This window comes from Nonomuraea bangladeshensis, assembly GCF_039529455.1.
In the GTDB taxonomy this organism is placed as follows: Bacteria; Actinomycetota; Actinomycetes; order Streptosporangiales; family Streptosporangiaceae; genus Nonomuraea; species Nonomuraea bangladeshensis.
Map to the genome: position 1 here is coordinate 610,968 of NZ_BAAAMV010000009.1, position 24,309 is coordinate 635,276.

Below are 24,309 nucleotides of genomic sequence, written 5' to 3' on the forward strand. Positions count from 1 at the left end.
GAATTCAATCTGCAGGTCAGAGCATTGAGACCGCCTTAATGGGGCGAGATTACCTGAAAGCCGATTTTCTGGGATGCCCTTCGCCGTGTGTTCCGCCAGGAGGACAACGGCCGGCAGATCTTTGTGTCCAAGTGGTGAATATCGCCGCGATATCGACGTGCGCTAAATCTACTTCGATCGATCAACTGCCCGTCCCCTGTAAGGAGAAGCATGCAGAAAGTCACTTGGCTCCACCGGCTGGGCCTCGTCCCAGCGGTGGTGGCGGTCGGCCTGGCAACCGCGCCCGTGGCCGCGCACGCCGACGGCTATGACACTCCCCGCAGCGCCACCGCGCTGGGGGCGGGCAGCACCCACGCGGCCGGGCTGGCGGCGGCCGAACAGCGGGCCCGGGAGGCCGTCCTCGCGGTCGGCCACGACTGCACCCCTGGGACCTATTACACGCTGACGATCTATTCCTCTCCAGGTGGTGGCACATGGGTCTTCAGGTCCACCCACGAAGCGATGTGCGTTGACTGATCAGGTTTCCGCAGGTCGGCAAAGCGTCAGCTAAAAAGCCACTTCCCTAGAACGGGAAGTGGCTTTTTTATTTCGTACGGCAGCACCTTCGAGGTGGTGGAAGACCCGGGTCAGCAGGGTGTGGAGCTGGGCGCGCTCCGCTGCGTCCAGAGGCGCCAGCACTTCGTCCTCGACCGCTGACACTTCGGCGGCCAGGTCGGCGAGGGCGTCGGCTCCCGCGGGAGTGAGCATGACGTGGATGCGGCGACGGTCTCGCGGGTCGCGGGTGCGTTCGACGTGGCCGGCGGAGACCAGTTCGTCCAGCACCTTGGTCACGTCGCTGGGGTCGATCGCCAGTGCGGCGGCGAGCTCCCGCTGTGAGCGCGGCCCGGAGCCGGCCAGGGCGTCCAGGATCGCCATGTGCCACATCCGTACTCCGTGCAGGGCGAGCCGGGAGGCGACCTGGCCGCGTACGGCCTTGCCGGTCTTGGACAGCAGGTAGGGGGTCAGCGCTGCCAGGCGGGGTGGTGTCTTGGTCACTCATCTATTGTAGGTTGGTACCTATCATTGGTGCGAACCTACGATGGGAGCGGGAATGGACGGGTTCCACCCTCGTTTGCTGGCCGGCGACTTCGCTGCGGCCTTTCGCTTCTATGACGCCGTGCTCCCCGAGTTGATCGGCGCCGAGCGGGTGCAGGGCACCGAAGCCGGCCCGTACGCTCACTGGGACGCCGGCGGGCAGGGGGTGCTGACGCTGTTCGACCGGGAGGCCATGGCCCGGGTGGCCGGCACCGCGGACCTGCCGGAGCACGGCCCTGCGGTGCAGGACGTGGTGATGTTCGTCAGCCGGGTGGCGGACGTGGACGCCGGCTACCGGTTCTGCCTGCGTCAGGGGGGTCAGGCCGTGGCACCGCCGACGGACCGGCCGGAGTGGGGCCCTGGCCTTCGTACGGCGCTTCTGCGTGATCCGGAGGGCAATCTGCTGGAGTTGCAGGCGTACTGACAAGCTAGGCGTCCAAGGCATTCCTTAGCGCGGTGGCCAAGGCGGCGGCCTCCTCGGGGGTGTGCTCGACGATCCCGTTCTCTGCCATGAGGGCGTGGTACTGCTGCTGTTCGTACGGCACGCCAGGCGGCAGAGCCGCGACGTGCCAGTGCAGGTGGGCGTTGCCCTGCTGGCTACCCAAGGACAACAGGTACGTTCGCTCGCAGGGCACGCTCGCCTCCAAAGCCAGAGCGACTCGACGCACAATCCGCATCACCGTGACGAACTGGTCCTCAGTGAGGTCTCGGACGACGTGTTCGATGTGGGCTTTGGGCGCCACGAGGACATAGCCCGGCAGCGAGGCGAAGCGGGCAAGGAACGCGATGTGCTCGCCATCGTCGTAGACGATTTCCTCCGGCTGGGCGGGATCTTTGCTGACGATCGCGCAGATGAAGCACGGTCCCGTACGGGAACGGCGGATGTAACTTTCCACGTCGAACGGCACGCGCTTGATGGGATCAGTCATCGCTGCCTTTCCTGGAACCCTGGGAGGATTTTCCGCATGGCGGCAGAGAAGCTCGACGCGGACGCCTATGGCCTCGCTTCGGGTGTTCTCGAGGGCCGGGTCAGCGCACGGCACCGCTCTCGCCTGACGCGGCTGACATCGGCGTTCGAGAAGGTCCTCTTGGTGATTGATGACCAATATGCGATCAAGTACTACACGCATGGGCGGGACATGGTCGTATTGGCCGCCGAGATACTCCAGGTCAAAGGCCACATCCCCTCGTGAGCGGGATGTGGCCTTTTGTCAGTCTGTTCCGGGTCAGGCCGGGATCTGCTTCTCGTACCAGGTGTAGTAGAGGTACGTGCTGCCGGGGCCGGTCAGCGTGCCGTAGACCTGCCAGAAGCTGTTGGGGGCGAGCGAGTAGCGGAAGATCTTGTCCCCGGGTCGGTCGTCCACGAACGAGCTCTGTGAGCCGTTGTTCCAGCTCCGCACCTCGATCGTGAAGGTCGAGGTGTCCGGGATGTCGAGGCAGATCTCGTACGTGTACGCGAGCGGGCCGCCGATGTTGTAGCTGCGGCCGTCGATCGCGGGCCTCTCGATGTTGGTGGGGACGTAGCTGTTGTGGACCCGGGTGTATCCGCCTGCCGCGCAGTCGACGGCGGAGGTGGATGCGGATGCGAATGCGGGACTGGTGCCGGTGAGCGTGGCGCCGAGGACGCCGGTGGCGACGAGAACGGAGATGATGCGCTTCATGCCTCTCCTATCCGTGCAGTGACGCTCCAACCCAGTAGTTGAAGGCTGAACTGATTCTGGCGTGGATCACTGCATCTGGACAAGACCGGGCAAAAACTCGTGCATGTTCGAGTCAAGTTGGGGCGTTCCATAACCCACGCGCCACCGCCGCTGTCGCTCGTCTGATCCGTGGGCCGTGCCTGCGCCACCACACGCGGGCCCAGAGCACGTCCGGAACGATGACGAGCAACAGCACCACGACCGCCTCGGCCATCGCCCACGGCTCCACCGCCGCCAGCAGGTCCCGGACCGAGTGGGCGATCAAGGTGATCACCAGCGGCAGCGTGACCAGCGCCGCGAACGCGAGGCAGGCGACGGTGCCGACGCTCTGGAGCATCGCGTAGAGGCGCACGCTGAGCCGCTCGCGTGGCGGCAGCGCGGCCAGGGTGTTCCGCCTGCCGCGCAGGAGGCCGCGCACGTAGGCGGCGCCGTCGCCGTACAGGTTGCGGCAGCCGGTGACGTCCTGCAGCAGGAAGTACAGGTCGGTACGCATGAACACCAGGAGCTGATTGGCCAGGCGCATTGCCTGGATGAGGATGGTCCAGGAGGTGAGCGGGTTCGGGCCCATGAGGTACGCCCAGGTCAGGGCCAGGCCACAGATCGTCAGATCGACGGCTATGCCGGACAGGTAGACGGTGACGCGGACGCGTGTCGGCGCCAGCCAGATCCCCGAGACGTCGGTCTGTGCCACCAGGAACTGCAGGCGCGTGCCAAGGGTCATCCGCGCCGGCACTCCGGCGGCCCTGGCGGTGACCAGGTGAGCCAGCTCGTGGAGCCCCGTCGTCAGCCAGGCGATCGCCGCCCAGGTCAGCAGTACGGCGACGCCGTGGCCGGTCCACAAGGCCGCTTCCCATCCCGGGAAGATCGCGGGGCGTAAGGCCAGGCAGGCGATTCCCGCCCCGATCGGCACCGACAGGGCCAGGTGCAGCGCGGGATGCAGCGTCCAGCGCACGTACCGGGGCTGGAGCCGGGGAAAGGTCGGTCGCGGTGGCGGCGGGCTCGGTACGGGACGCCCCTCGACCTCGGCCACCAGACCCGCGTCCGACAGGTCGGCGACGAAGTCGTCCACATCGAGGTCGGTGCCGGTCTCCTCCCACAAGCGGGCGCGTACCTGCTCGACGCTCATTCCCTGCCCCAGCAGGCGGATGGCCAGCAGTCCTTCCTCGGGTACGGCCACGAAGTCGCCCGAGTCCACCCGCCCGACGATCCACTCGTCGCCGTCACGGCGGACACCGAGACGGTGGAAGGCGACCGTCAAGCCACCCTCATCCTGGCGCAGTACGTACGCAGGTCCTCGCCCTTCTCGAAGAGATCTGCCAGGACCGGTATGCAGGGCTCGACGGCGCGCGGATCGGTGATCTTGCGTGCGCCGGTGTGCCTTCCGGTCTCGTCGTAGCGCACCTCGTACAGCAGGGTCGGGTTGAACAGGACCAGCTCCGGCACGGGCCCCTCGGCCTCGTACGGGTGCACCGCCGAGACGGGCACGACCCTGCTGTTCTCACCCTCCTCGGCGCGCATGGAAAGCAACGCGAGCTCCCAGCGGACGTACGGGGAGAACGGCTCTTCCACCACTCGGATCCGGCGGAAGTCCATCCGGTCGGGATTGTCGGCGCGAAAACCGGGACGCATCTGTTCCGCCAGCTCCATCGCCCGGTCCCAGTCTCCGTCGAGCATCGCCAGATAGCTGGGCAGATCCCCCTCGTCGAAATGCTGGGCGCGTTCGAGTTTCCACACGACTCCGGCGGCGCGGTCGAACTCTCTGGCGAAGTCGGCCCCGTATTCGGCCGCGTTCATCGCCTTGGCGGGCACGTTGATCAAGCGGCTCAGAACGTCACTCATCACGCCTCCCGAGATGCAGGTGCGGGCAGGTCGCCCTGCCCGCACGTTGATCAGTTGGAGTTGCCCTGGCTGGGAGTCATCGTGGTGGGCTCGATCTTTTCCAGCCGGCGCACAATGATTTTCTTACGCGGCTTCCGCTCCTGCTGTGGTTCCGGGGAGGGGGTGCTACTCATGACACTCCTTACCGATCGGGTCGGGAACGGTAACGGCGAGAGTATGATCCCTTCGGCCGCAGATCAAGAACAGATTTCGCACTCGGGTCGCGATGGATGGCGGGCGTACACGTGCCCGTCCGGGTCCAGCAGCGTCACTCCGTGGAAGTAGCCCGGCGGTGTGGCCAGAGTCCCGGTCACGAGCGCCAGGACGTCGTGCGCGACCAGGTGCCCGGACAACCCCGCGGACGCGCCGGTCACCCCGGGCCAGGCGTAGTCGGCGCCGGGCTGTGGCGGTATGCCGGCTCGTACGCAGGCGAAACACGGTCCCCCAGGGCCGAAGACGCCCACGCTGACGAGGGGACCGTTGTACCCGCCGCTCACCCACGGGATCCCCGCCTTCCAGCACGCGCGATTGGCCCAGCTCTGGATGCCGGACGGCTCGCGCGGCCGATCGGCGCACAGCGCCAGGACGTCGAAGCCGCCGACCAGGCCTGCCAGTTGCTCAGGGCTGTCCACCGTCGACTTCTCCACGGTGACCTCGACACCGGAGTTGACCTGGCGCAGCCGCTCCAGCGCCACTTCGGTCTTGGGCCGGCCGATGTCCGCTTCGGTGTAGAGCAGTTGCCGGTTGAGATTCGACAGCTCCACGACGTCAGGATCCACCAGGTGCAGCCGGCCCACTCCTGCGGCGGCCAGCGACCAGGCCGCGTGACTGCCGGTCCCGCCCAGGCCGAGCACCAGCACGCGAGCGTCCTTGATCCGCAGCTGGGGTTCCCATCCGTGGTCGCGCGGGGTGAGATCCACCCAGCGGAAGTAGTCCCTGCTCCGGCTGTAGCGTTCCTGCTCCTGCTCGGCCAGCTCCTGGCACGGGCCGGGGGCGGCCTCCTCCACGTGGCCGGAGGACAGGAGGGTCGCGACGATGCCTTCGGCGTCCTCGGCGGTCAGGTCGGGGAAGCCGGAGCGGAGCTCGGAGGCGATCTCCGCGGGGGACCGGGTGCCGTTCATGAGCATCAGGGCGGCCCACGCCCAACCGTCGGCATCCGCGATCTCCGACGCTATCCCGTGCAGGGCGCCGCCGAGACGGATCGTGCCGTCGCTGAGCCGGTAAGGGGCGTGTTCCGGTTTCACACGGGGAAGGCGCATTCACCGATGGTCGGCAGCGGCGCGTCGCAGCGTCAAGATCGAGCGCTCCAGGCCGCGGTCACGTAGGCGATTGCTCAGTTCTGTCGGGGGGAGCGGATCAGGAGGGTGGCCAGCGCTTCGTCCGGGCCGACGGTGCTGTAGACGTGGGGGACGTCCTGCCGGACCAGGCCGCGGTCAGCTCGATCTGGCCATGGTGAGTACGGCGATGTCACGGCCGAAGCAGACGATGACGTGGCCCTGTGGGGTGGTGGCGACGGCGTTGACCTGGTCGGGGAACGCGAGGTCAGGGATGATCCTGTCGAAGGTGGCGAGGCTCCAGGCTGCTACCGTTCTCTGGCTCGCGGTGAGCGCGATGGGGTGGCCGTCGATCGTGGTGGCGGCGAGGACGTCCACGTTCATCAGGTAGACGTCCTTGTACGTCGTGCGGAGCTGACCGATCTGCTGGGCGGTGGCGACGTCCCAGACCTGCGTCCATGGGTCGCGCCAGTCGTCGTTCGTGGTGACGGCGATGGGTCGTCCGTCCGCGAGGGTGGCGGCCACGAGACGCACCGGTTTGCCGTTGCTCCCGGTGGTCTGGAGCCGGGTGTCGCGGTTCGCGGTGAGATCACGGACCCGGAAGCCGCCGCCCCGCCGTCCGAGGAGAGCGACGGGCCGATCGTCGAGCGTGGTGATGGCGAGGGCCTGTACGGATCGGTGGTCGCTCTTGCGGGGGTTTCCGGTCTCTTCGCCGGTGCGGAGATCCCATACCCGGATGGTCTTGTCGTCGCCGGCGGTGATGGCCCGGGGCGGGTCGTCCGTGTCGTCGGCGGCGATCGCGGTGATCGGGCCGCGGTGGGCGGCCAGCGGCGCTCCGGCCGCTTTCCCCAGGGCGAGGTCCCAGACACGGGCCTCGCCGTCCTTGCCTCCGGCGAGCGCCACCGCCCGGCCGTCCACCTGGGTCGCGGCCACGACGGTGATGGCGCCGGTGTGGTCCGTGAGTGGCCGGCACACCTGATCGCCGGTTTCCAGATCCCACGCCCGTACGGTCGCGTCAGCGCTCCCGGTGACCGCCACCGGCCGGCCGGCCACTGAAGTGGTGGCCACCGCCGTGATCGCGGCGTCGTGGCGTTCCGGCTTGCCGGCCGGTCGGTCGACGACCAGGTCGGACACCCGGACCGATCCGCCGTCGCAGCTCGACACCACCACCTGCCGGCAGTCCGTCACAGCCGTCGCCACCGCGAGCAGCGTGCGGGGATGCTGGGGGTACAGCTCATCGACCAGCTCGGCCGTTCGCAGGTCCCATACCTGGATGGTGGGCTCATTGGAAGTGCAGGTGATCGCCAGCAGCCGGTTGTCCATGACCGTGGTCGTCACGGACTTCAGGTCCACCGATCGGGGGAGGTCACCGACCGGCAGGCCGGTGGCCAGGTCCGACACGCGGGTGGTCGTCTGGTAGCCACCGGAGACGACCACCGGATGGCCTGGAGTCAGCTCCGTGACCGCGAGCGCGCTCACGTGTCCGCTGTCGCGGGTGAACGGGCTGCCGACCGGGTCACCGGTGTCCAGGTCCCACACCCGGACCGTTCGGCCGCTCGTGACGGCCACCCAGCGGCCGTCCAGCGCCGCGGTCGCCACCGCGTACACCGGGCCACTGTGGCCGCGGATCGGCGCCATCACCTCCTGCCGCGTCTCCAGGTCCCATACTCCTACCGGCGTGTGGTAGCACGCGGTGACCACCGCCTGGCGGCCATGGCGTTCGGCGATCGCGAGGGCCCGCACGCCGTCCTGGAGGTGGAACGGCTCGCCGACCGGCTTGCCGGACGCGAGCTCCCACACCCGTACGGTGCCGTCGTCACCACCGCTGACCACGACGGGACGGCCGTCCAGCACGGAGATCGCCAGCGCCCGCACCGTGTTCGTGTGACCGGTCCATGGGGCGCCGATCAGCTCACCGGTGGACAGATCCCAGACCCGTACGGTGTTGTCGCCGCTCCCGGTGACCGCCACGGGACGGCCGTCGAGGACCGTGGTCACCACCGCCGACACATAAGTGGTGTGGCCCTCCGCGGAGCCCAGCGGCGGGCATGACTTCACGCCCTTCGGCAGCAGACTGGTCCACGTCGGCTGCACACGCCAGGCAGCGGGACGGCTGATCGGTGCCTCATGGCGGGGCAGGGACGACATTCCGCGCATCTTAGACGCCTATAAAGGGACACGTCCCGAAAACCTCGGGCATGCCGCCGGCGTGTGGGAAGACGATTCCGGGCTGCGGCGAAGGATGGGTGATCGAGACCGCAGACCCAGAAGGCAGACCGCATGCCGGAGACAAGAACGTGAGCGCCGAAGCGAGCGAACAGGTGACCGACGCCGAGCTCGTCGCCCGGTACCGGCGCGACCCCCACCTGTTCACCGCCGTCCACGACCGCTACTACCGCGACATCTACCTGTACGTCGCGGGCCGCCTGGACACGCAGATCGCCGAGGACCTCACCGCCGAGACGTTCCTGCTGGCCTTCGACCGGCGCGACCGGTACGACCCGGAACGCGGAGACCTTCGGCCCTGGCTGTTCGGCATCGCCACCAATCTGATCGCCAGGCACCGCCGCAAGGAGACCCGCCACTACAAGGCGCTGGCCAAGCTGGGACCCGAGCCCGTCGTGGAAGGCCACGAGGACCGGGTCGTCACCTCGGTCGCCGCCGAGCGCATGCAGCCGTATCTGGCCAGGGCGCTGGCCGCCCTGTCCGGCGGCGAGCGCGACGTGCTGCTGCTCGTGGCCCTGGGCCAGCTCAGTTATGACGAAGTGGCTCAGGCGCTCGGCATCGCCGTCGGCACCGTGGGCTCCCGGCTCAGCCGGGCCCGCAGCAAGATCGTCGCTATCATCGACAAGGAGAACGCCCGTGGATGACCTGGACGCCGTCGCGACCCTTCTCGCCAAGCCCGAGCCGTCCGCCGAGGCGGTCGCCCGCAGCCGGGAACGTCTCCGGGACAGGATGAGGCGCAGCCGCGCCCGCCGGCGCCTGCCGGTGCTGGGCATGGCGGTGGCCGCCGCGGTGACCGCCGCAGTGATCGTCGCCGGCGTGTTCCAGCCCGCCGCCGCGCCGGTCTCGGGCAGGGACGTCCTGCTCATGGCGGCGGCCAGCGCCGAGCACGTCTCCCAGGGGACGGGGACCTACTGGCACATCAAGCGTACGTTCCAGGGCCCGGACGGGCCCCATGTGCAGGAGAGCTGGACCACCCGCGACGGCCGCCACTGGTCCAGGAACGAGCCGTCCGCCACGCCCGGCTCGGTCGTCGAGGACCCGGCGCCGTTCAGACTCATGGGCGCCGAGATCGGGTTCGAGGAGCTCGAAGGGCTGCCGGCGGATCCGGAGAAGCTGAAGGAGCACATCGCCGGGCTGCCCCGCCAGGACAGCGCCATGTTCCCTGCCGACCGGCAAGGCGAGCTCGTCTCCCCGCTGATCGAGCTGATCACGGAGCTGCCGACGCCCGCGCGGGTCCGTTCGGCGGCATTCGAGGCCCTCGCCACCACCCCCGGGGTCAGGAACGTGGGGCCTGTCGAGGACGGACAGGAGCTGGTGATCCCGCTCTCCGGGAAGGTGGAGGTCAAGATGGTCGTCGATCCTGAGGCCGCCCGGGTGACGCGCGCCACCATCCTGCTGACCGCCGAAGGAGGTGCGGCGATCAGCAACTCGTACATCTCCGTCACCACCGGGTGGACGGACGAGTTCCCGCGCTGAAGGCCGCTCTTCAGGGGCGGTCGAAGGTCTGGACGGTGATCAGGGAGGCGAACGCCGCGAGCGCGAACGCGGTCCGTACGAGGTGCAGGTTCAGCCACCGACGGCGGCTCTCCTCCCAGTCGGCGGGCAGGAGGTCGGGGTCCCAGGCGTCCGCCAGCCGGTTGAGCGGCTCCAGGCCCGCCAGGGTGAGGGCCACGGTGAGGATCACCAGGATCAGGGCGGCGGCGGTGAGGCCGAAGGCGAACCATCCGCGGGGCCACGACAGGGCGGCCGCGACGATCAGCGCCGCGATGCCGGCCAGCAGCAGCGGCGGCATGGCGCGGCCGTAGTCGACGTTGAGCGCCTGCCAGTACCGGACGTAGGCAGGTCCCGGCAGGCGGGCCACGGACGGGGCGAGGAGGACGAAGACGACGCCGCCCGCGTACAGGCCGATCAGCAGCAGCGCGACCATCCTGGCCGCGGTCAGCACCAAGGACATCGCATCTCCGGGAGTTGGGTATAGACAGACGCTTTCATTGGAAGGGCTTCTAGTCAATATGGTTCTGGGAGTATGGCTGGCGATGACTGAGCGGAAGAAGCGCCGTCCCTACTCCAGCGCTCTGCGACAGGAGCAGGCCGAGGCCACGCGGCAGAGGATCGCGGGCGCGGCGCGGGAACTCATGATCAGGAAGGGCTACGCGGACACGACCATGGCCGAGGTCGCCCGCGAGGCGGGGGTGGCGCTCCAGACGCTGTACACGTCCTCCCCCGGCGGCAAGCCCGCCCTGGCCAAGCTCGTCTACGACATCACGCTGGCCGGCGACGCCCGGCCCCTGCCGCAGAGCGACCGCCCCGAGGTCCAGGCGATCATCGACGAACCCGACCCCGCACGCAAGCTGGCCCGGTACGCCGCCATGGCCACCGGGATCCTCCGGCGCATCCAGCCCGTGCACCGCGTCCTGCGCGCGGCCGCCGCCGCTTCCCCGTCCGACGCGGGGCTCCAGGAGGTCCTGGCCGACATCGAACGTGAGCGGCTGAAGGGCAGCCACGGGCCGGCCCACCATCTGCACGCGCTCGGGGCCCTGCGGCCGGGCCTCACTCCTGCCAGGGCGGCCGAGCAGATCTACGTCCTCACCTCGACGGAGAACTTCGAGAAGCTGACCGAGGTCTGCGGGTGGAGCGAGGCCGAGTACGAGGAATGGCTGGCCGGGATCCTCGCGGCCACCCTCCTCCAGGCTTGACGCTGCCGGCGGTCGTTGGGAAGGATCGGTCTTCGACGATCATCCAGAGGATCTGAGGGGCCTGGCCCTGTGACGGTCCGGCAACCTGCCCAGCTCGGGCAAGGTGCCAACGCCAGGAACGATGAGGAAGGTCTGATGAGCGTTCAGCTCGACGTTCCCGTGCTCGCCGGTTCCCTGGTACGGCTGGAGCCGTTGACTATGGAACACGCGGCCGACCTGGCGGAGGCCGCCGAGGAGGACAGGGCGTCCTACGGGTTCACGCTGGTTCCCCGAGGGTCCGGGATGCGGGGGTATGTCGCGGCGCAGTTGGCCAGGGACGGGCTGACGCCGTTCGCCCAGATCCGCGTAGGTGACGGGAAAGCCGTGGGGTGCACCGCGTTCTGGGACCCGCGGCCGTGGCCGGACCGGCCGGACTCCCTACGGGCGATCGAGATCGGCTTCACCTGGCTCGCGGCGTCGGCGCAGGGCACCGGGATCAACGCCGAGGCGAAGCTGCTGCTGCTGGCGTACGCGTTCGAGAGCATCGGCGTCGCGCGGGTCGATCTGAAGACCGACGCCCGCAACCACCGGTGCCGACGTGCGCTGGAGCAGCTCGGCATCGGCTTCGAGGGGGTCCTTCGCAACTGGTCGATGTCGTGGGCGCCCGGCGAGGAGGGGATGCTGCGGGACTCGGCGATGTTCGCGGTGGTCTCGTCCGACTGGCCGGCCGTCCGGCGGACGCTCATGACCCGGCTGGCCTCGGCGTCGGCGCCTGGCCCGGGCCGAAGCGGTGGCGGTACTGCAGGGGGGTGAGGCCGATCCTGCGGCGCATCAGCGCGCGAAGGTTCGCGGCCGTGCCCAGGCCGGTGTGCCGGGCGACCGTCTCGAAGCGGGACTCGCCGCGTTCGATCAGCCGGCAGGCCAGGGCGAGGCGTTCCCCGGTCAGCCAGGCCAGCGGGGTGGTGCCCAGTTGCGCCTGGAAGCGGCGGTGCAGGGTGGCCGCGCTGACCGAGGCGCGGGCCGCGAGGTCGGACACCGTGAGCGGGGCGTCCAGGTGCTCCTGGGCCCAGGCGAGTACGGGCGCCAGGGACTCGTCAGGCACCTCGGGCACCGGCCGCTCCACGAACTGCCGCTGCCCGCCGTCGCGGTGGGCGGCGAAGACCAGCCGCCGGCTCACCGAGTTGGCGACCTCCGCGCCGTGGTCGCGGCGGACGATGTGCAGGCCGAGGTCGAGCGCGGCCGCGCTGCCCGCGGCGGTGAGGATGTCGCCGTCGTCCACGAACAGCACGTCCGTCTCAAGGCGGACGGAAGGGAAGCGGGCGCGGAAGGAGTCCGCCCACTGCCAGTGCGCGGTGGCCCGGCGCCCGTCGAGCACCCCGGCCTCGGCCAGGGTGAAGGCGCCGCTGCAGAAGCCGACCAGGCGGGCGCCACGCGCGTGCGCCCGGCGGACGGCGTCGAGCACGGCGGTTCTTCTGGGCACCTCGACATCGGGACGGTTCGGGACGATCAGGGTGTCCGCCGCGTCGGCCGCCTCCAGGCCGGCGACGCCCGTGAGGGTGAAGAACCCGTCCCGCATCAGGGTGCGCGGCTCGGGGGAGCACAGGCGGAAGTCGTACAGGTCGCGGCCGAGCTCGGGCCGACGGAGGCCGAAGACCTCGGTCGCGCAGCCCAGCTCGAAGGGGTTGGAGTTCTCGTCCACGATCACGACGACCCGGTGCGCGTCCGAGGCGGTGTGCGAGGATTCTTGCGGCATGTGCTATTCCTAGCACTCACGCCGGGCGGGTCCGGTGGGTCAGGATGCACTCGTGAACCTCGAACCCATCGCACTCAGCCAGGCCCTGGCCTCCTTCGACGCCCTGTGGAGCCCTCGGATCGTCACGCGGGTCAACGACTACGACGTACGCGTCGCGAAGGTCGAGGGCGAGCACGTCTGGCACGTCCACAACGACACCGACGAGTTCTTCCTGGTGCTCGACGGGGAGCTGGACATCGCGCTGCGCGAGCCCGGCGGGGAGCGTACGGTCCGGCTGCCCACGGGCTCGGTGTTCACCGTCCCGCGCGGCACGGAGCACCGGCCGTCCGCGCCCGCCGGGGCGGCGATCCTCATGTTCGAGCCCACCGGGACGTCGTCGGTCGGCGACCGCCACGCCGAGATCCCCGATCACGTCGACGCGACGACGGGTCGCCCGCTCGGTTTCTAGGGGAGCTGTGCGAGCGACATGCTGTTGCCGTCGGGGTCGAGGATCTCGACGTGGCGCACCCCGTTGGGGTAGGTCTCCACCGGTTCGTGCTCGATGCCGTGCGCGGCCAGGCGGGCCAGGATGTCATCGAGGTCGGTCACGCCGAACGTGATCATGGCGCCTCCGACGCGGGCGGCCCGGACGGGCCGGTCGTCGATGACGAGCCAGGCGTTCTCGCCGGTCTGCCACAGGTGTTCCTCGCCGATGATCTCGTCCGCCGGCCGGCCGAAGAAGGCTTCGTACCACTTCAGGGAGATTGTCCGGTCACGTACGCACACCACGCTGTGCAGGTCCACGGGATCGCTCCTCCTCATGAGTTCGGTCGTCTCATGAGGAAGACCACGCCCGGGCCCGGGAGTCATCGGAGGGAGTCGATGAACGCCTCGGCCTCCGCCTGGCTCATGTCCTCGGTGGTTCGTACGAGAAAGACGGCCTCCTTCCGGCTCCCGGCCGCGATCAGCGCACGAACCTGAGCGGAGAGGTCACCCTGGTCGAAGACCGGGAACCCCGGCAGGACCCCGCCGTCCCGCAGCACGTTCGCGACCTCCACGGCCGTGCGGCGGGACACCTGGGACTCCTTGCGGACCAGCTTCACGGCGTCGCGGAACCTGCCCGCCTCAATGAGGTCGTGGGCGCGCACCTGCACGCCGACAGGGGTGATGTGGTCCAGGCCGATGTAGATCTGCGCCACCTTGCGCCGCGCCGCCCACCTACTGATCCCCGTCCCGACGATCATCAGTAACAGGATGAGGAGCAGCGACTCCTCCGTGTCCAAGCCGAACATGCGGGGAGCGTAGCGAGAGGTACCGACATTCAGAAGGACAGGCTGCAGCTCACCTTCGTGCCGGTGCTGAACCACGTGACCGGCACGTAGTAGACGTAGAAGTGGTGGGTCCGGGTGCCGTGGCCTCCCTTGCTGATGGTCGAGGTGTACTGGTACTCCCACTCGTACGTCCCGTTGCCCTGGCTCTCGGGGACGCACCGGGGCGGCGGGATGGCAGCGGGCGGGATCGGGTTCGCGGCGGCGGGGCTGGCGGGCGCGACCAGGGCGAGGCCGGCGGCGGCCAGCGTCGGGACCAGCAGAGCGATCTTTTTCATGTGGTCAAGGCTCGCGGACCGAGGGTGCCGGGACCAGGACACGGGCAGGGCATTGACCGGTCATCGGAGTGCGGCGCGGGAGCGGGCGATCTGGTCGCGGGTGCGGGCGGACCAGAGGTGCTCGTTGAGCGGGTCGAGCCGGTCGAGGCAGGCGGTGAAGTGGGCCAGCGCCACCCGTTCGTCGCCGCGCCACCGGCTGATCTCGCCCAACGTGTACGAGATCAGCGCCTGCCCCCGCGTGTCCCCCGCGTTCACGAACATCCGCGCGCACCGGGCGAGCATGCCGATGGCGGTGTCGTGGCGGCCCAGCGCGGCCTCGGCCTGGGCCAGCCGGTGCAGCGACAGCCGTTCGCCGGTCTCCCATCGCAGCTCGCGGCAGAGGTCCAGGCTGGCCCGGTAGTGGCCGATCGCCTCCTCGACGCGGCCCGTCTCGTAGCAGGCGATCCCGAGGGCGCGCAGGAAACGGGCCCGATGGAGGGAGCTGTGGCCGTCGAGGTGGGCGAGGGCCAGGCGGCAGGTCGCTCCGACGGCGTCGTGCCGGCGCAGGTAGAACTGGATGCCGGCGATCTCGGTCCACGCGCTCAGCAGGCCGTGCGCGTCGCCCAGCTCCTGGAACCGTTCGGCGGCCAGCGTGGCGGCGGTGAGCGCGGAGCCCAGGTCGTGTTCCAGGGTGGCGGCGACCCCGAGCAGCGCGTACGCCGCCGCGTGCCGGTCCCCCGCCCGCGAGCTGCGGCCGAGCAGGTGGCGGAACTCGTCCGCGACCGTGCCGGCGCGCCGGCGATCGACCTCGGCGTCGGCGCTCACCAGCCGCAGGCGCGTCTCGGTGACGGTGTCCCCCGCCGTCGCGGCGGCGTGGGCGACCGTGCCCACCATCCGTACGACGTCGTCGTGGAAGCCGCGCACGACGAGGAACGGCGCCAGCGCGTACGCGAGACCGGCCGCCTCCCGTACCAGCCCGGCTCGGGCGGCGGCCTCGGCCACGGCGACGAGCACGCCGCGCTCGGCCGCCAGCCAGGCGCCGCCTTCCGGGCAGGGCGGCGTCCTCTCCGGCAGATCCAGCGGCGGCGGGGCGAAGGCGAGGGGCAGCTCGGAGGCGGCGCCGGCGGCGCGGGCGCGGGCCTCGGCGGCGACCCGGCGCAGCGCGGCCGTCCGGTGTTCACCGCTCTCCTCGGCGTGGAACAGCTCGCCCGCGAAGCCGCGCAGCAGGTCGTGCATGCGGTAGCGGGGCTGGGCGGCGGCGTCGGCCGCGCCGGCGGTGATCAGGCCGGCGACGGCCAGCTCCTCCAGGGAGCCGTCCACGTCGTACGGGCTCGCCCCCGCCAGCGCCGCCACCGTCCAGGCCGCCACGCCGTCGGCGGCCACCGACCCGAGCAGCCGGAACGCGTGCCGCGCGGGCGGAGACAGGGTCGCGTAGCTCGCCTCGAACGTGGCGCGGACGTCCAGATGGCCCGCGCGCAACTCGTTCAGCGCCGAAGCGTCCGCGAGGCGGCGTGCCAGCTCGGCCAGGGGCCAGGCCGGGCGGGTGGCGAGGCGCGCCCCGGCGATGCGCAGGGCGAGCGGCAGCCGCCCGCAGGCGTCGAGTATCGCCTGCGCCGCCTCCGGGTCGCTCGCCACCCGGTCCGCCCCGGCCACGCCCGCGAGCAGGGCGCGGGCGCCGGCCGGGGTGGGCACGTCCAGCGCGTACGTGACCGCGCCCGGCAGCGCGGGCAGCGGCCCCCGGGAGGTGAGGAGGACGGCCGATCGCGGCGTGCCCGGGATCAGCGGCTGCACCTGGGCCGCGCCGGCCGCGTCGTCCAGCAGCACGAGCACCGCGCGGTCGGCGATCATGGCCCGGTACGTCGCCGCCCGCTCCTCGGTGGAGGCGGGCACGCCCGCTGAGTCCACGCCGAGCGCCCGCAACAGCTCCGCGAGCAGGTCGGACGGGTCGCGGGGCGTCGCCGACGCGCCGTGCAGCCGGACGAAGAGCTGGCCGTCGGGGTACCGGTCGCGGACCAGGTGCGCGACGTGCACCGCCAGCGTGGTCTTCCCGACACCGGGCGGCCCCGACACCGCCACGATCACCGGCGCCACACCGGCAGCCCGGCGGGCCGCACCGGCCGCCGCGCCACTCGCCGCATTGGCCGCCGCACCACTCGCCGCACCGGCCGCCCCTCCGGACATCCCACCGGCCGCCGCACCACTCGCCCCATCGGCCGCCAAACCGGACGCCGGCTCGGAGGCGCCCAGGGCCGTGACCAGGTCGCGGGTCTCGCGCTCCCGCCCCGCCAGGTCGGCGATGTCCGCCGGAAGCAGGCAGATCCCCGTCCACCCCGGCTCCCGTACCGTCTCCAGCTCGGGAGCGGGAACGGGACCGTCGTCGAGAACCGCCGCGTGCAGCTCGCGTAACTCCTGGCCGGGCTCCAGCGCCAGCTCGGCGACGAGGACCGAGCGGGCCCGCCGGTACGCCTCCAGCGCCTCGGCGCGCCTGCCCGCCCGGTGCAGCGCCAGCATGAGCCGGTGCCACAGGCGTTCGTTGAGCGGCGCGGCCTCCACCAGCGCGGTCAGCTCACTGACGAGCTCGTCGTACAGGCCGAGCCGCAGGCGCACGTCGATCCAGCCGAGCCGGGCGCTCTCCCGGCGTTCCTCCAGCTCGGCGATGCGCGCCTGCACCGTCGCGGCCAGCGTCACGTCCTCGGCGGGCCGGCCGCGCCACAGCGACAGCGCCCGCGCGAACAGCCGGTTCGCCGCGGCGGGCTCCCCGCGCGCCGCCTCCAGCCTGGCCTCACGTACGGCCTCCTCGAAGGCGAGCGCGTCGAGCCGGTCGGGCCCGAGGCACAGGCGGTAGCCGTGCGGCACGGTCTCGACCTCGATCGCCGCACGGCGCAGCGCGGTGAGGTACGTCTGCAGGTTCGGCAGCGCGGACCGGGGCGGGTCGTCCCACACCGAGGCGATCAGCCGCTCCCTGGTCAGGACGGTGTTGGGGTGGAGCAGGAAGACGCCGAGCACCGCGCGCGCCTTGGCGGCCAGCCGGACGGGCCGCCGCGCGTCGGTGACCTGGACGGGCCCGAGGATCGCGAAGTCCACCTGCGTCTCCCGGCACGATCAGCGGTTCTGTCCTTCTATGGCGACCCTATGCGGTTTGTGTGGGCCGATGGAGGAGGTTGATCGGAAACGAGCGGAGAAGGAGGTGAACGCGGTGAAGATCGAGGTTCGCAAGGTCGAGGCCGTCAAGGCGACCCAGTTCATGACCTGAGGCACCGCCTCTCAGCCGGCCGGGAGGCGGTCCTGCCGCCTCCCGGCCAGTCCCCGGCCCGACGGATGATGCGGACAGCGTGATGCAGGTGATGTTGAAGGAGTGCGCCTGGGAACCCCTGGGCGACGAGCTGGTGGTGGTCCATGACCCGCGCGAGGCGTACACGCTGGCCGATCCCGACGGCCGGATCGCGGCGCTCCTCGACGAGCTGGCGCGCGGGCCGGCCACGGCGGAGGAGTTGAGCGCGCGGTTGGCCGCGCGGGGCGTCGCCGTCACGGGGGACGACGTCCGCGCGGGGCTGGCCGGGCTCGACTCGCTCGGCCTGGTCGAGGACGCCGCGGAACGGTTCCTGGGCGACCCGGAGGCCAACGAGCGGCATTTCTCCAATCTGACGTTCTTCGGGGCCTTCGCCCGGCTGGGCAGGTCGCGGGCGGAGTTCGTCCGGCGGCTGCGCGACTCGCACGTCCTCGTGCTCGGCGCGGGCGGCGGCGGCTCGGCCCTGGTGCAGTGCCTGGCCGGGCTCGGCGTCGGCGCGCTCACGCTGGTGGACCGCGACGACATCGCGCCGCGCAACTTCGCCCGCCAGTTCCTCTACCGGCAGGCCGACGTCGGCCGGTCGAAGGTGGAGCGCGCCGCCGAATGGGTGCGCGAGTTCGACCCCGGCATCGAGGTACGCGCCGTGGACCGCTGGATCTCCGGCCCTGACGACCTCAAGGACCTGACCGAGGACGTCCACGTGATCGCGGGCGGCCTCGACGGCGCGCCCGACGCGAACCTGTGGGTGAACGAGGCGGCGCTGCGCGCGGGCGTCCCCCTGGTCGCCGGCGGGATGACCCGTACCCAGCTCATCTACTTCTCCGTGGACCCGGGCAGGAGCGCCTGCCTGCTCTGCGACGAGTCCGACCTGCCGCCGCGCGACGGGCGGACGAGCGCGGCCGTCGCGCAGCGGCTCAGCCGGGGGCTGCGGCTCGCCAACGGCCTCACCGGGCCGATGGCGATGCAGGTCGGGTCGCTGGTCGCGTACGAGGTCATGCGCTATCTGACCGGCGTCGAGCCGCCGCGCGCGGCCGGGGCCCGGGTCGTGCTCGACCTGCTGGACGGGCTCGTCCCCGTGTGGCAGCCGTTCCCCCGCGACCCGGGCTGCCCGGCGTGCGCGCTGGCCCGGCGGTGACGCCCATGACCGGCGGGGTACGGCTGCGCCCGCTCACCGTGATCCAGGAGGGCGACGAGGCCCTGGTCGGCGACCCCGCCACCGGCACCTTCGTGGCCATGCCCGCCGTGGGCGGCGTGCTGATCTCGGCGCTGCTGCGCGGCGCGAGCGTGGAGGAGGCCGCCGCCGAGGCCGAGGCGTACGCCGGCCGGCCCGTGGACCTGCCGTCGTTCGTGGCGACCCTCGCCGAGCTGGGCTTCCTCGACGACCGGCCGGACGCGGAACGCCAGGTCGTGCGCACCGCGCCGATCCAGACGCGGCGCTGGTTCGCGGGGGTGAGCGAGCGTGTGGCCCGCCCGTTCTTCGGGCGGGCGGCCTGGGCCTGCTACCTCGCCCTCGCCCTGTTCTGCCTGGCCGTCTTCGTGACCTCGCCGTCGCTGTTCCCGAGTCCGGAACGGGACGCGTTCCTGCTCGGCGACGTCGGGCTGAGCGTGCTGCTGCTCATGCCGTTCGTCCTGGTCTCGACCGCTCTGCACGAGGGCGGGCACTGGCTGGCCGCCCGCGCGATCGGCGTCCGGTCCAGGTTCGGGGTGGACCGGCGGATGATGCTGCTGGTCCTGGAGACCGACCTGTCCCAGCTCTGGACGGTGCCGCGCCGCCTCCGCTACGGGCCGCTGCTCGGCGGGATGGCGGTGGACGTGGTCGTGCTCAGCCTGCTGCTGGCCGCCCGGCTGCTGATCCGGCACGGGGTGTGGTCGCCGGCTCCCGCCGTGGACGCGACGCTCGCGGTGTGGGTGTTCGTGAAGCTGGCGGGCCTGCTGTGGCAGTGCATGGTGTTCCTGCGTACCGACCTGTACGCGGTGCTGGTCAACGCGCTCGGCTGCCGCGACCTGTGGCGGGTCAAGACCCTGCTGCTGCGGCGGGCGTTCGGCCGGCTCACCCCGGGCCAGGCGGCGGAGCTGGTCGCGGCCGGGCCCACCGACATCAGGGCCGGGCGGTGGTTCCGGTGGGTGTGGCTCGCCGGGTTCGCCGGGGTGCTGGCCTGGTTCGTCTTCTTCGTGCTCCCGGTCGTGGCCGCCACGCTGGCGTGGACGGCCGACCGGCTCGTGCTGGGGCCGTTCGAGCCGCGGTTCTGGTACGCGCTGCTGTGCGCGGCCCTGCTGCTCGGGCCGTACGCGCTGGCCCTTTTCCTCGCGGTACGGGAGCGCGTGCGGCGCTAGGCGCGCGCCGACGGGTTGAGCAGCTCCGTGACGCGGAGGAACCCGTCGTCGCCGTGGCCGAGCCCGATGACGCGGCGGGCCAGCCCTTCGGCCGCGCGCATCACGCTCGCGTCGATGCCGTGGGCCTCGGAGGTGTGGACGATGTGGGCCATGGACGACACCGCCGAGGTGATCGGGTTTCCCTCGCCGGAGTACGTGCCGCTGTCCGCCTCCGCCGCGCCCTCCTCGAAGAGCGGCGGCAGGATCGCGCCGATCCCCTGGGCGAACGGCGCAAGCTCCCGCGCGCTGATCCCCTCGGCCCTGGCCACGGCCAGGGCGTGGGCGTACCCGGCCATCGCCGTCCAGAAGATGTCGAGCAGGGCGATGTCGTACGCGGCCGCCCTGCCGACGTCCGCGCCGAGGTGGGTGTGCGTGCCGCCCAGCGCGTCCAGCGTCGGCCGGTGCGCGCTGTAGAGGTCCTCGGGGCCGCTGTGCAGGAACACCCCGGCCGGGGTGCCGATGGTCGGGGTCGGCGTCATGATGGCGCCGTCCAGGTAGCCGATGCCGTGCTCGCCCGCCCAGGCCGCGGTGTCCCTGGCCCGGTCGGGGGTGTCGGCGGTCAGGTTCACGAGTGTGCGTCCCTTGAGCGCGCCGGTCACCTCGGGGCGCCGTACGACGGCGTCCACCGCGTCGTAGTTGACGACGCAGATCACGGTCAACGGGCTCGCGCCGGCCGCCTCCTCGGGCGAGCGGGCGCTGACCGCGCCCCGCTCGACCAGCTCATGCTCCTTGCCCGGCGTACGGTTCCATACGGTCGTCCGCACGCCGGCGGCCAGGAAGGCCCCTGCCAGCGCCCGGCCCATCGGGCCCAGACCGAGCACGGTGACGGCAGACTGTTGGGTGTTCGAGGTCATTCCTCAGCTCCTCAAAATGGCACTGAACGACGAAAAAAGGGGACGACGATGACGCGCAGCCGCGCCCGGGACCCGAACGTCTGCGGGGTGACCGCCGCGATCGCCGTGATCGACGGCAAGTGGAAGACGATGCTGCTCTGGCTGCTGGAATCCGGCCCGCACCGGCCCGGCGAGCTACGCCGGCGGCTGCCGGGGCTCACGGAGAAGGTGCTGACTCAGACGCTGCGCGAGATGGAGGCCGACGGGCTGGTCCACCGGGAGGTGCACGACGTGCGGCCGCTCAAGACGGTCTACTCCCTGACCCCGTTCGGCCGCGAGCTCTCCGAAGCCCTGGAGCCGCTGTCCGACTGGGGACACCGCCGTCTGGAGAAGCTGGCTGAGTCACGACCAGCCTCATGAACCACCGCCCACTTCCCGCTTCACCTGCTTGTACGGACCAAGCTTCACCCCGTCCGGGCCCGGCCGACAAGTACCCACAAAAAGGTGGCTATCGGGCGTCCAGCTCTTCCGCGAGGCTCCGCCAATGGGTATGCACCTGGGCGGCGAGCCGCTCGTCTCCCGGGCGAGGTCCGATCGTGCCGTCGAGCAACGTGAAACCGACATCCCGGTAGTCGGGATCCTTCTTCCTGACCACCCGCAGAAGGGCCACGTCGCCGGACGGCACCCGATAGGCCAGCACCGCCCCGGCCGACAGGTCGGTGACGTGCCGCCACGGCGGGCGCAGCCGCCTGCGGGCCGGCTGAGGACCGGTGAGCTGCGCCCGCGCCTTCAACAGCGCCGCCTCCCGCCGGGCCAGAGCCTTGGCGCCGGCCGCCTCCCACCCGGCGAGAGCCTCCCCTCGCTCGATGATCCCGAGCGCCCGGTCCCGCACCACGGGGTCCAGGCGGCCGAGCTTCGACTCCGTGACCGCGAGAGCCAGCCAGAACACCGGCGCCTCGCCGGGATCGTCCAACGCCTCGGAATAAGACTCAACCACGCGGCGCCGCGCTTCCTCGTCGGTCGCGCCGTCCTCGATGAGCTCGCGATATTCGTCCCGTACGTCACACGCGAGATCGTCCGAGAACAGGCCGGGACCCCAGGCACCCATCCCGTGTCACCCCCGCTCAAGGGTGAGCAGCGGCTCGGCGAACACGGGGGCCGGGGCGTCGGGGTCCTCGGCGACGGCCCGTTCCAGGCTGCGGAAGCCGGCCTCCTGCTCGTCGGGGGTGAGGTGGGCGAAGAACGACAGGCTGCGCAGGCGGAGCCGGTCGAGCATGTCCCGGCGGCTGCCGGACGAGGGCTCGGTGACCGTGGTGAAGTCGGTGACCCGCCAGCCGTTCGCCGTGAACATGGCGATGACCTCGTGCAACGGCTGGAAGAGCGCGGTCTCGACCTCGTGGGCCCGGGGGAAGTGGTCCAGCCACCACGGCCGGGGGTGGTGGTCGCTGAAGTTCGCGCGCAGCAGGAGCCGCCCGCCGGGACGGAGCACTCTGGCGAGCTCGTGGACGGCCTGCGGCTTGTCCACCACGTGGTGCCAGGACAGGAACATGAGGGCGTAGTCGGCGCTCGCGGCCGGCACGGGCAGGTCCTCGGCGCGGCCGTCCAGGTACCGCACGCCGGGACGTGCCTCGGCCACCTCCCGCATGCGGACCGACGGCTCGATCCCGATCACCGGGCCGAACGCGCTCGCCAGCGCCGGGGTGAAGCGGCCGGTCCCCGACCCGACGTCCAGGCCGGTCAGGGGACGACGACCGGGCAGCACCGCCGCGAAGGCGTCGATCCAGACCTGGAGCTGCCGCCCGGTGAGCGCCCGGCCTCGGGCGTAGTTCTCGTGCAGCTCCGTGTCGTAGTCGATCCGTCTCATCGCGGCCGCCGTTCCTGCTCGCTTCGATATATCGACCTGATACATCGCGACGATAGGCCGCGTGAACGTCATCCCGCAAGGCCGCGGCGGAGCACCTTGCCGGGAAGCGCGCCGGACGCGGCGCCGTCGAGGCGGAAGCCGTCGCCGGCCGTCCGCCGGTCGACCACGACCACCCCGTTGACCAGCACGAAGTCGATGCCGGCCGGCGCCGCGGGGGCGTCGAACGTCGCCCGTTCCCCCACGCTCGCCTCGTCGAACACCACCACGTCCGCCCACGCGCCGGCCCGCAGCACGCCGCGGTCGGTCAGCCCCATCAGCGAGGCCGGCAGCGAGGTCATCTTCATGACCGCGGTCTCCAGCGGCAGCGCTCGCTTCTCCCGTACGTACTCGCCCAGCACCTTCGGGAAGGCCCCGTAGCTGCGCGGATGGCACGGGGCCAGCCACGGCTGGTTGAACCCGTCGGTGCAGACCGCCAGGTACGGCAAGGACAGGTAGCGCCGGACGGCGTCGTCGCTCGTGCTCAGGTCGGTCCCCATGACGGCGTCGGAGCGCTCGTCGGGCAGCATCTCCAGGATGAGCTCGGCCTCCGCGTCGGGGGTCGGGGTGAGGCCGCGCGCGGTCAGGATGTCCGCCAGCGTCTTCCCCTGCCACCGGCGTCCGTCGCCGTCGGTCCAGTCGAACACCACCACCAGGTCGCCGTCGCCGCCGTGGTAGCGGGTGATCCGGTCGACGATGCCTTCCTTGATCAGCCGCCGGCGGGCAGGGTCGGGCAGGTAGGTGTCGAGCAGGGTCGTCCGGCCGGCCGCCAGGTGCTCGCCGGGGATGAAGATGGAGGGATTCCAGCCGAAGAACGTGTACGGGTACTGGTCACCGGCCACGTCGATGCCGTCGGCGCGGGCCGCCTCGATCGCGCCGATCACCGCGTCCGTCTTCCACCAGTTGCATGCGCCGTCGGTCTTGAGGTGGGAGAGCTGGACGCGGGCGCCGGAGTCACGGCCGATCCTGATGCCCTCCTCGACGGCGGCGAGCAGGTGATCGCCCTCGCTGCGCATGTGGCTGGCGTAGAAGCCGCCGTGCTCGGCGACGACGGTGGCGCACGCGATCAGCTCCGCCGTACGGGAGGACAGGCCGGGGATGTACTCGAGCCCGGTCGACATGCCGAACGCGCCGTCCGCCATCGCCTTGCCGAGCACGTCCCGCATGGCCCCGATCTGCTCGCCGGAGAGCTCTTCTGCGCCGGCCGGGACGCCGCAGGCGTCGCGTACGTATCCGTGCCCGGCCAGCGTGCCGAAATTGACCGCGGGAGGGTGCTGGTCGAGGCGGCCGAGAAGCTCGCCCGGCGCCATTTCCGCCATTCCGCAATTACCGGCGAGGACCGTGGTGATGCCCTGCATGAGGTAATTCTTGAACAGCAGGTGCCCGGGGTTCCGGAACAGGTCGAGATCGGTGTGCGTGTGAATGTCGACGAAGCCGGGGCACGCCACCCGCCCGCCCGCCTCGATGACATCGGTGCCGGGACCGATGAGCGCGGCCACCTCGGTATGGTCCCCGACCTGGCTGATCCTGCCTCCGGTGATCGCCAGCGCTGCCGCCCGCGGCCGCGCCGGGTCCATGGTGAGCACGGTGGCGTCGAGCACGACGACGTCCGCCGGGCCTGGGCGTGAATCAGGCATGCAATTTTCCGTTCCGAGGTGTCCGGGGGGTGGTTGCAGGATTGTCGGCGCGGCGCCGAAGCGCTGTCAAGGAAAACAATGCGCCCGGCGCGCAAGTCGCCATATCGGACGGGAGAATGACCGTTGAGCCAAG

29 protein-coding genes and 1 riboswitch are annotated in these 24,309 nt (G+C 71.1%); of the genes, 11 read left to right on the top strand and 18 right to left on the bottom strand.

All coding sequences use genetic code 11. The features are described from left to right. Positions 1-210 precede the first annotated feature (210 nt). Positions 211-516: a hypothetical protein gene (locus ABD292_RS32285; RefSeq protein ID WP_344213965.1), complete on the top strand. Its 306-nt coding sequence runs from the start codon at positions 211-213 to the stop codon at positions 514-516. A 30-nt stretch (positions 517-546) separates the two neighbouring features. Here the strand turns inward: ABD292_RS32285 and ABD292_RS32290 are convergent, their stop codons facing one another. After that, positions 547-1,035 carry a MarR family winged helix-turn-helix transcriptional regulator gene (locus ABD292_RS32290; RefSeq protein WP_344213967.1) on the bottom strand — a complete coding sequence of 163 codons (489 nt, stop codon included), beginning with the start codon at positions 1,033-1,035 and terminating at the stop codon, positions 547-549. Between the two features lie 55 nt (positions 1,036-1,090). Here ABD292_RS32290 and ABD292_RS32295 point away from each other — a divergent pair, with 55 nt between their 5' ends. Beyond that, the gene (locus tag ABD292_RS32295; protein WP_344213969.1) at positions 1,091-1,498 is read left to right on the top strand and encodes a VOC family protein; all 408 of its coding nucleotides are present in this window, start codon (positions 1,091-1,093) and stop codon (positions 1,496-1,498) included. A gap of 4 nt (positions 1,499-1,502) precedes the next feature. On the opposite strand, the gene ABD292_RS32300 is transcribed toward ABD292_RS32295, so the two are convergent. Next, positions 1,503-2,003 (bottom strand): HIT family protein, encoded by a 501-nt coding sequence (locus ABD292_RS32300; RefSeq protein ID WP_344213971.1) that lies wholly within the window; start codon positions 2,001-2,003, stop codon positions 1,503-1,505. Positions 2,004-2,039: 36 nt separating this feature from the next. Here ABD292_RS32300 and ABD292_RS32305 point away from each other — a divergent pair, with 36 nt between their 5' ends. Then, positions 2,040-2,267 carry a hypothetical protein gene (locus ABD292_RS32305; RefSeq protein WP_344213973.1) on the top strand — a complete coding sequence of 76 codons (228 nt, stop codon included), beginning with the start codon at positions 2,040-2,042 and terminating at the stop codon, positions 2,265-2,267. A gap of 33 nt (positions 2,268-2,300) precedes the next feature. Here ABD292_RS32305 and ABD292_RS32310 read toward each other — a convergent pair whose 3' ends face one another. The 6 genes from ABD292_RS32310 to ABD292_RS32335 form a co-directional block, all read right to left on the bottom strand. After that, positions 2,301-2,735 (bottom strand): hypothetical protein, encoded by a 435-nt coding sequence (locus ABD292_RS32310; protein WP_344213975.1) that lies wholly within the window; start codon positions 2,733-2,735, stop codon positions 2,301-2,303. Between the two features lie 112 nt (positions 2,736-2,847). Continuing rightward, the gene (locus tag ABD292_RS32315) at positions 2,848-4,032 is read right to left on the bottom strand and encodes a hypothetical protein (RefSeq protein WP_344213977.1); all 1,185 of its coding nucleotides are present in this window, start codon (positions 4,030-4,032) and stop codon (positions 2,848-2,850) included. Beyond that, positions 4,029-4,613 carry a DUF6879 family protein gene (locus tag ABD292_RS32320; protein ID WP_344213979.1) on the bottom strand — a complete coding sequence of 195 codons (585 nt, stop codon included), beginning with the start codon at positions 4,611-4,613 and terminating at the stop codon, positions 4,029-4,031. The genes ABD292_RS32315 and ABD292_RS32320 overlap by 4 nt, the downstream gene beginning before the upstream one ends. A gap of 50 nt (positions 4,614-4,663) precedes the next feature. Continuing rightward, positions 4,664-4,786, bottom strand: a complete 123-nt coding sequence (locus ABD292_RS32325) for a hypothetical protein (RefSeq protein ID WP_344213981.1) — start codon at positions 4,784-4,786, stop codon at positions 4,664-4,666. Positions 4,787-4,849: 63 nt separating this feature from the next. Beyond that, positions 4,850-5,911, bottom strand: a complete 1,062-nt coding sequence (locus ABD292_RS32330) for a HesA/MoeB/ThiF family protein (protein WP_344213983.1) — start codon at positions 5,909-5,911, stop codon at positions 4,850-4,852. 174 nt (positions 5,912-6,085) lie between these two features. Beyond that, positions 6,086-7,984 carry a WD40 repeat domain-containing protein gene (locus ABD292_RS32335; RefSeq protein ID WP_344213985.1) on the bottom strand — a complete coding sequence of 633 codons (1,899 nt, stop codon included), beginning with the start codon at positions 7,982-7,984 and terminating at the stop codon, positions 6,086-6,088. Between the two features lie 239 nt (positions 7,985-8,223). Here ABD292_RS32335 and ABD292_RS32340 point away from each other — a divergent pair, with 239 nt between their 5' ends. Beyond that, positions 8,224-8,796 carry an RNA polymerase sigma factor gene (locus tag ABD292_RS32340; RefSeq protein ID WP_344213987.1) on the top strand — a complete coding sequence of 191 codons (573 nt, stop codon included), beginning with the start codon at positions 8,224-8,226 and terminating at the stop codon, positions 8,794-8,796. Beyond that, entirely contained in the window at positions 8,789-9,628 is an 840-nt protein-coding gene (locus tag ABD292_RS32345; RefSeq protein WP_344213989.1) for a CU044_5270 family protein, read from the top strand. The genes ABD292_RS32340 and ABD292_RS32345 overlap by 8 nt, the downstream gene beginning before the upstream one ends. Before the next feature lie 10 nt (positions 9,629-9,638). On the opposite strand, the gene ABD292_RS32350 is transcribed toward ABD292_RS32345, so the two are convergent. Beyond that, entirely contained in the window at positions 9,639-10,106 is a 468-nt protein-coding gene (locus tag ABD292_RS32350) for an anthrone oxygenase family protein (RefSeq protein WP_344213991.1), read from the bottom strand. 82 nt (positions 10,107-10,188) lie between these two features. Between ABD292_RS32350 and ABD292_RS32355 the strand changes: the two genes are divergently transcribed. Both ABD292_RS32355 and ABD292_RS32360 read left to right on the top strand, forming a co-directional pair. Beyond that, positions 10,189-10,848, top strand: coding sequence for a TetR/AcrR family transcriptional regulator (locus tag ABD292_RS32355; RefSeq protein ID WP_344213993.1), 660 nt, complete (start codon positions 10,189-10,191; stop codon positions 10,846-10,848). A gap of 36 nt (positions 10,849-10,884) precedes the next feature. Further along, positions 10,885-10,990, top strand: a riboswitch (SAM riboswitch). After that, positions 10,984-11,640, top strand: a complete 657-nt coding sequence (locus ABD292_RS32360) for a GNAT family N-acetyltransferase (protein ID WP_344213995.1) — start codon at positions 10,984-10,986, stop codon at positions 11,638-11,640. It overlaps the preceding riboswitch by 7 nt. Here ABD292_RS32360 and ABD292_RS32365 read toward each other — a convergent pair. Next, positions 11,570-12,580, bottom strand: a complete 1,011-nt coding sequence (locus ABD292_RS32365; protein WP_344213997.1) for a GlxA family transcriptional regulator — start codon at positions 12,578-12,580, stop codon at positions 11,570-11,572. The genes ABD292_RS32360 and ABD292_RS32365 overlap by 71 nt on opposite strands. A gap of 52 nt (positions 12,581-12,632) precedes the next feature. Here ABD292_RS32365 and ABD292_RS32370 point away from each other — a divergent pair, with 52 nt between their 5' ends. Then, positions 12,633-13,028, top strand: a complete 396-nt coding sequence (locus ABD292_RS32370; RefSeq protein ID WP_344213999.1) for a cupin domain-containing protein — start codon at positions 12,633-12,635, stop codon at positions 13,026-13,028. Here the strand turns inward: ABD292_RS32370 and ABD292_RS32375 are convergent. From ABD292_RS32375 to ABD292_RS32390, 4 genes are all read right to left on the bottom strand, one after another. Continuing rightward, positions 13,025-13,363, bottom strand: a complete 339-nt coding sequence (locus ABD292_RS32375; RefSeq protein ID WP_344214001.1) for a VOC family protein — start codon at positions 13,361-13,363, stop codon at positions 13,025-13,027. The two genes, ABD292_RS32370 and ABD292_RS32375, sit on opposite strands and share 4 nt — an antisense overlap. A gap of 62 nt (positions 13,364-13,425) precedes the next feature. Then, positions 13,426-13,851, bottom strand: a complete 426-nt coding sequence (locus ABD292_RS32380; RefSeq protein WP_344214003.1) for a hypothetical protein — start codon at positions 13,849-13,851, stop codon at positions 13,426-13,428. Between the two features lie 29 nt (positions 13,852-13,880). Beyond that, positions 13,881-14,165: a hypothetical protein gene (locus tag ABD292_RS32385; RefSeq protein WP_344214005.1), complete on the bottom strand. Its 285-nt coding sequence runs from the start codon at positions 14,163-14,165 to the stop codon at positions 13,881-13,883. A 60-nt stretch (positions 14,166-14,225) separates the two neighbouring features. Continuing rightward, positions 14,226-17,228, bottom strand: coding sequence for an AfsR/SARP family transcriptional regulator (locus ABD292_RS32390; RefSeq protein ID WP_344214007.1), 3,003 nt, complete (start codon positions 17,226-17,228; stop codon positions 14,226-14,228). A gap of 260 nt (positions 17,229-17,488) precedes the next feature. Between ABD292_RS32390 and ABD292_RS32395 the strand changes: the two genes are divergently transcribed. Next, entirely contained in the window at positions 17,489-18,568 is a 1,080-nt protein-coding gene (locus ABD292_RS32395) for a HesA/MoeB/ThiF family protein (protein ID WP_344214086.1), read from the top strand. Beyond that, entirely contained in the window at positions 18,547-19,767 is a 1,221-nt protein-coding gene (locus ABD292_RS32400; RefSeq protein ID WP_344214009.1) for a hypothetical protein, read from the top strand. The genes ABD292_RS32395 and ABD292_RS32400 overlap by 22 nt, the downstream gene beginning before the upstream one ends. On the opposite strand, the gene ABD292_RS32405 is transcribed toward ABD292_RS32400, so the two are convergent. Then, positions 19,764-20,660: an NAD(P)-dependent oxidoreductase gene (locus ABD292_RS32405; protein WP_344214011.1), complete on the bottom strand. Its 897-nt coding sequence runs from the start codon at positions 20,658-20,660 to the stop codon at positions 19,764-19,766. The two genes, ABD292_RS32400 and ABD292_RS32405, sit on opposite strands and share 4 nt — an antisense overlap. Before the next feature lie 48 nt (positions 20,661-20,708). Between ABD292_RS32405 and ABD292_RS32410 the strand changes: the two genes are divergently transcribed. Beyond that, positions 20,709-21,059: a winged helix-turn-helix transcriptional regulator gene (locus ABD292_RS32410; RefSeq protein ID WP_344214012.1), complete on the top strand. Its 351-nt coding sequence runs from the start codon at positions 20,709-20,711 to the stop codon at positions 21,057-21,059. 88 nt (positions 21,060-21,147) lie between these two features. On the opposite strand, the gene ABD292_RS32415 is transcribed toward ABD292_RS32410, so the two are convergent. The 3 genes from ABD292_RS32415 to ABD292_RS32425 form a co-directional block, all read right to left on the bottom strand. Next, complete coding sequence (locus ABD292_RS32415) at positions 21,148-21,747, bottom strand: cytochrome c-type biogenesis protein (RefSeq protein ID WP_344214014.1); 600 nt, start codon at positions 21,745-21,747, stop codon at positions 21,148-21,150. A 6-nt stretch (positions 21,748-21,753) separates the two neighbouring features. Beyond that, positions 21,754-22,503 (bottom strand): class I SAM-dependent methyltransferase, encoded by a 750-nt coding sequence (locus ABD292_RS32420; RefSeq protein WP_344214016.1) that lies wholly within the window; start codon positions 22,501-22,503, stop codon positions 21,754-21,756. Between the two features lie 68 nt (positions 22,504-22,571). After that, positions 22,572-24,176 (bottom strand): N-acyl-D-amino-acid deacylase family protein, encoded by a 1,605-nt coding sequence (locus ABD292_RS32425; RefSeq protein WP_344214018.1) that lies wholly within the window; start codon positions 24,174-24,176, stop codon positions 22,572-22,574. Positions 24,177-24,309 lie beyond the last annotated feature (133 nt).

Bases quoted from the DNA above. Each gene is read 5' to 3' on its own strand.
- ABD292_RS32330 (WP_344213983.1), bottom strand. From the start codon at position 5,911: ATGCGCCTTCCCCGTGTGAAACCGGAACACGCCCCTTACCGGCTCAGC.
- ABD292_RS32410 (WP_344214012.1), top strand. From the start codon at position 20,709: ATGACGCGCAGCCGCGCCCGGGACCCGAACGTCTGCGGGGTGACCGCC.
- ABD292_RS32415 (WP_344214014.1), bottom strand. From the start codon at position 21,747: ATGGGTGCCTGGGGTCCCGGCCTGTTCTCGGACGATCTCGCGTGTGAC.
- ABD292_RS32380 (WP_344214003.1), bottom strand. From the start codon at position 13,851: ATGTTCGGCTTGGACACGGAGGAGTCGCTGCTCCTCATCCTGTTACTG.
- ABD292_RS32355 (WP_344213993.1), top strand. From the start codon at position 10,189: ATGACTGAGCGGAAGAAGCGCCGTCCCTACTCCAGCGCTCTGCGACAG.
- ABD292_RS32285 (WP_344213965.1), top strand. From the start codon at position 211: ATGCAGAAAGTCACTTGGCTCCACCGGCTGGGCCTCGTCCCAGCGGTG.
- ABD292_RS32300 (WP_344213971.1), bottom strand. From the start codon at position 2,003: ATGACTGATCCCATCAAGCGCGTGCCGTTCGACGTGGAAAGTTACATC.
- ABD292_RS32305 (WP_344213973.1), top strand. From the start codon at position 2,040: ATGGCGGCAGAGAAGCTCGACGCGGACGCCTATGGCCTCGCTTCGGGT.
- ABD292_RS32360 (WP_344213995.1), top strand. From the start codon at position 10,984: ATGAGCGTTCAGCTCGACGTTCCCGTGCTCGCCGGTTCCCTGGTACGG.
- ABD292_RS32325 (WP_344213981.1), bottom strand. From the start codon at position 4,786: ATGAGTAGCACCCCCTCCCCGGAACCACAGCAGGAGCGGAAGCCGCGT.
- ABD292_RS32295 (WP_344213969.1), top strand. From the start codon at position 1,091: ATGGACGGGTTCCACCCTCGTTTGCTGGCCGGCGACTTCGCTGCGGCC.
- ABD292_RS32320 (WP_344213979.1), bottom strand. From the start codon at position 4,613: ATGAGTGACGTTCTGAGCCGCTTGATCAACGTGCCCGCCAAGGCGATG.
- ABD292_RS32350 (WP_344213991.1), bottom strand. From the start codon at position 10,106: ATGTCCTTGGTGCTGACCGCGGCCAGGATGGTCGCGCTGCTGCTGATC.
- ABD292_RS32425 (WP_344214018.1), bottom strand. From the start codon at position 24,176: ATGCCTGATTCACGCCCAGGCCCGGCGGACGTCGTCGTGCTCGACGCC.
- ABD292_RS32385 (WP_344214005.1), bottom strand. From the start codon at position 14,165: ATGAAAAAGATCGCTCTGCTGGTCCCGACGCTGGCCGCCGCCGGCCTC.
- ABD292_RS32420 (WP_344214016.1), bottom strand. From the start codon at position 22,503: ATGAGACGGATCGACTACGACACGGAGCTGCACGAGAACTACGCCCGA.
- ABD292_RS32405 (WP_344214011.1), bottom strand. From the start codon at position 20,660: ATGACCTCGAACACCCAACAGTCTGCCGTCACCGTGCTCGGTCTGGGC.
- ABD292_RS32395 (WP_344214086.1), top strand. From the start codon at position 17,489: ATGTTGAAGGAGTGCGCCTGGGAACCCCTGGGCGACGAGCTGGTGGTG.
- ABD292_RS32365 (WP_344213997.1), bottom strand. From the start codon at position 12,580: ATGCCGCAAGAATCCTCGCACACCGCCTCGGACGCGCACCGGGTCGTC.
- ABD292_RS32310 (WP_344213975.1), bottom strand. From the start codon at position 2,735: ATGAAGCGCATCATCTCCGTTCTCGTCGCCACCGGCGTCCTCGGCGCC.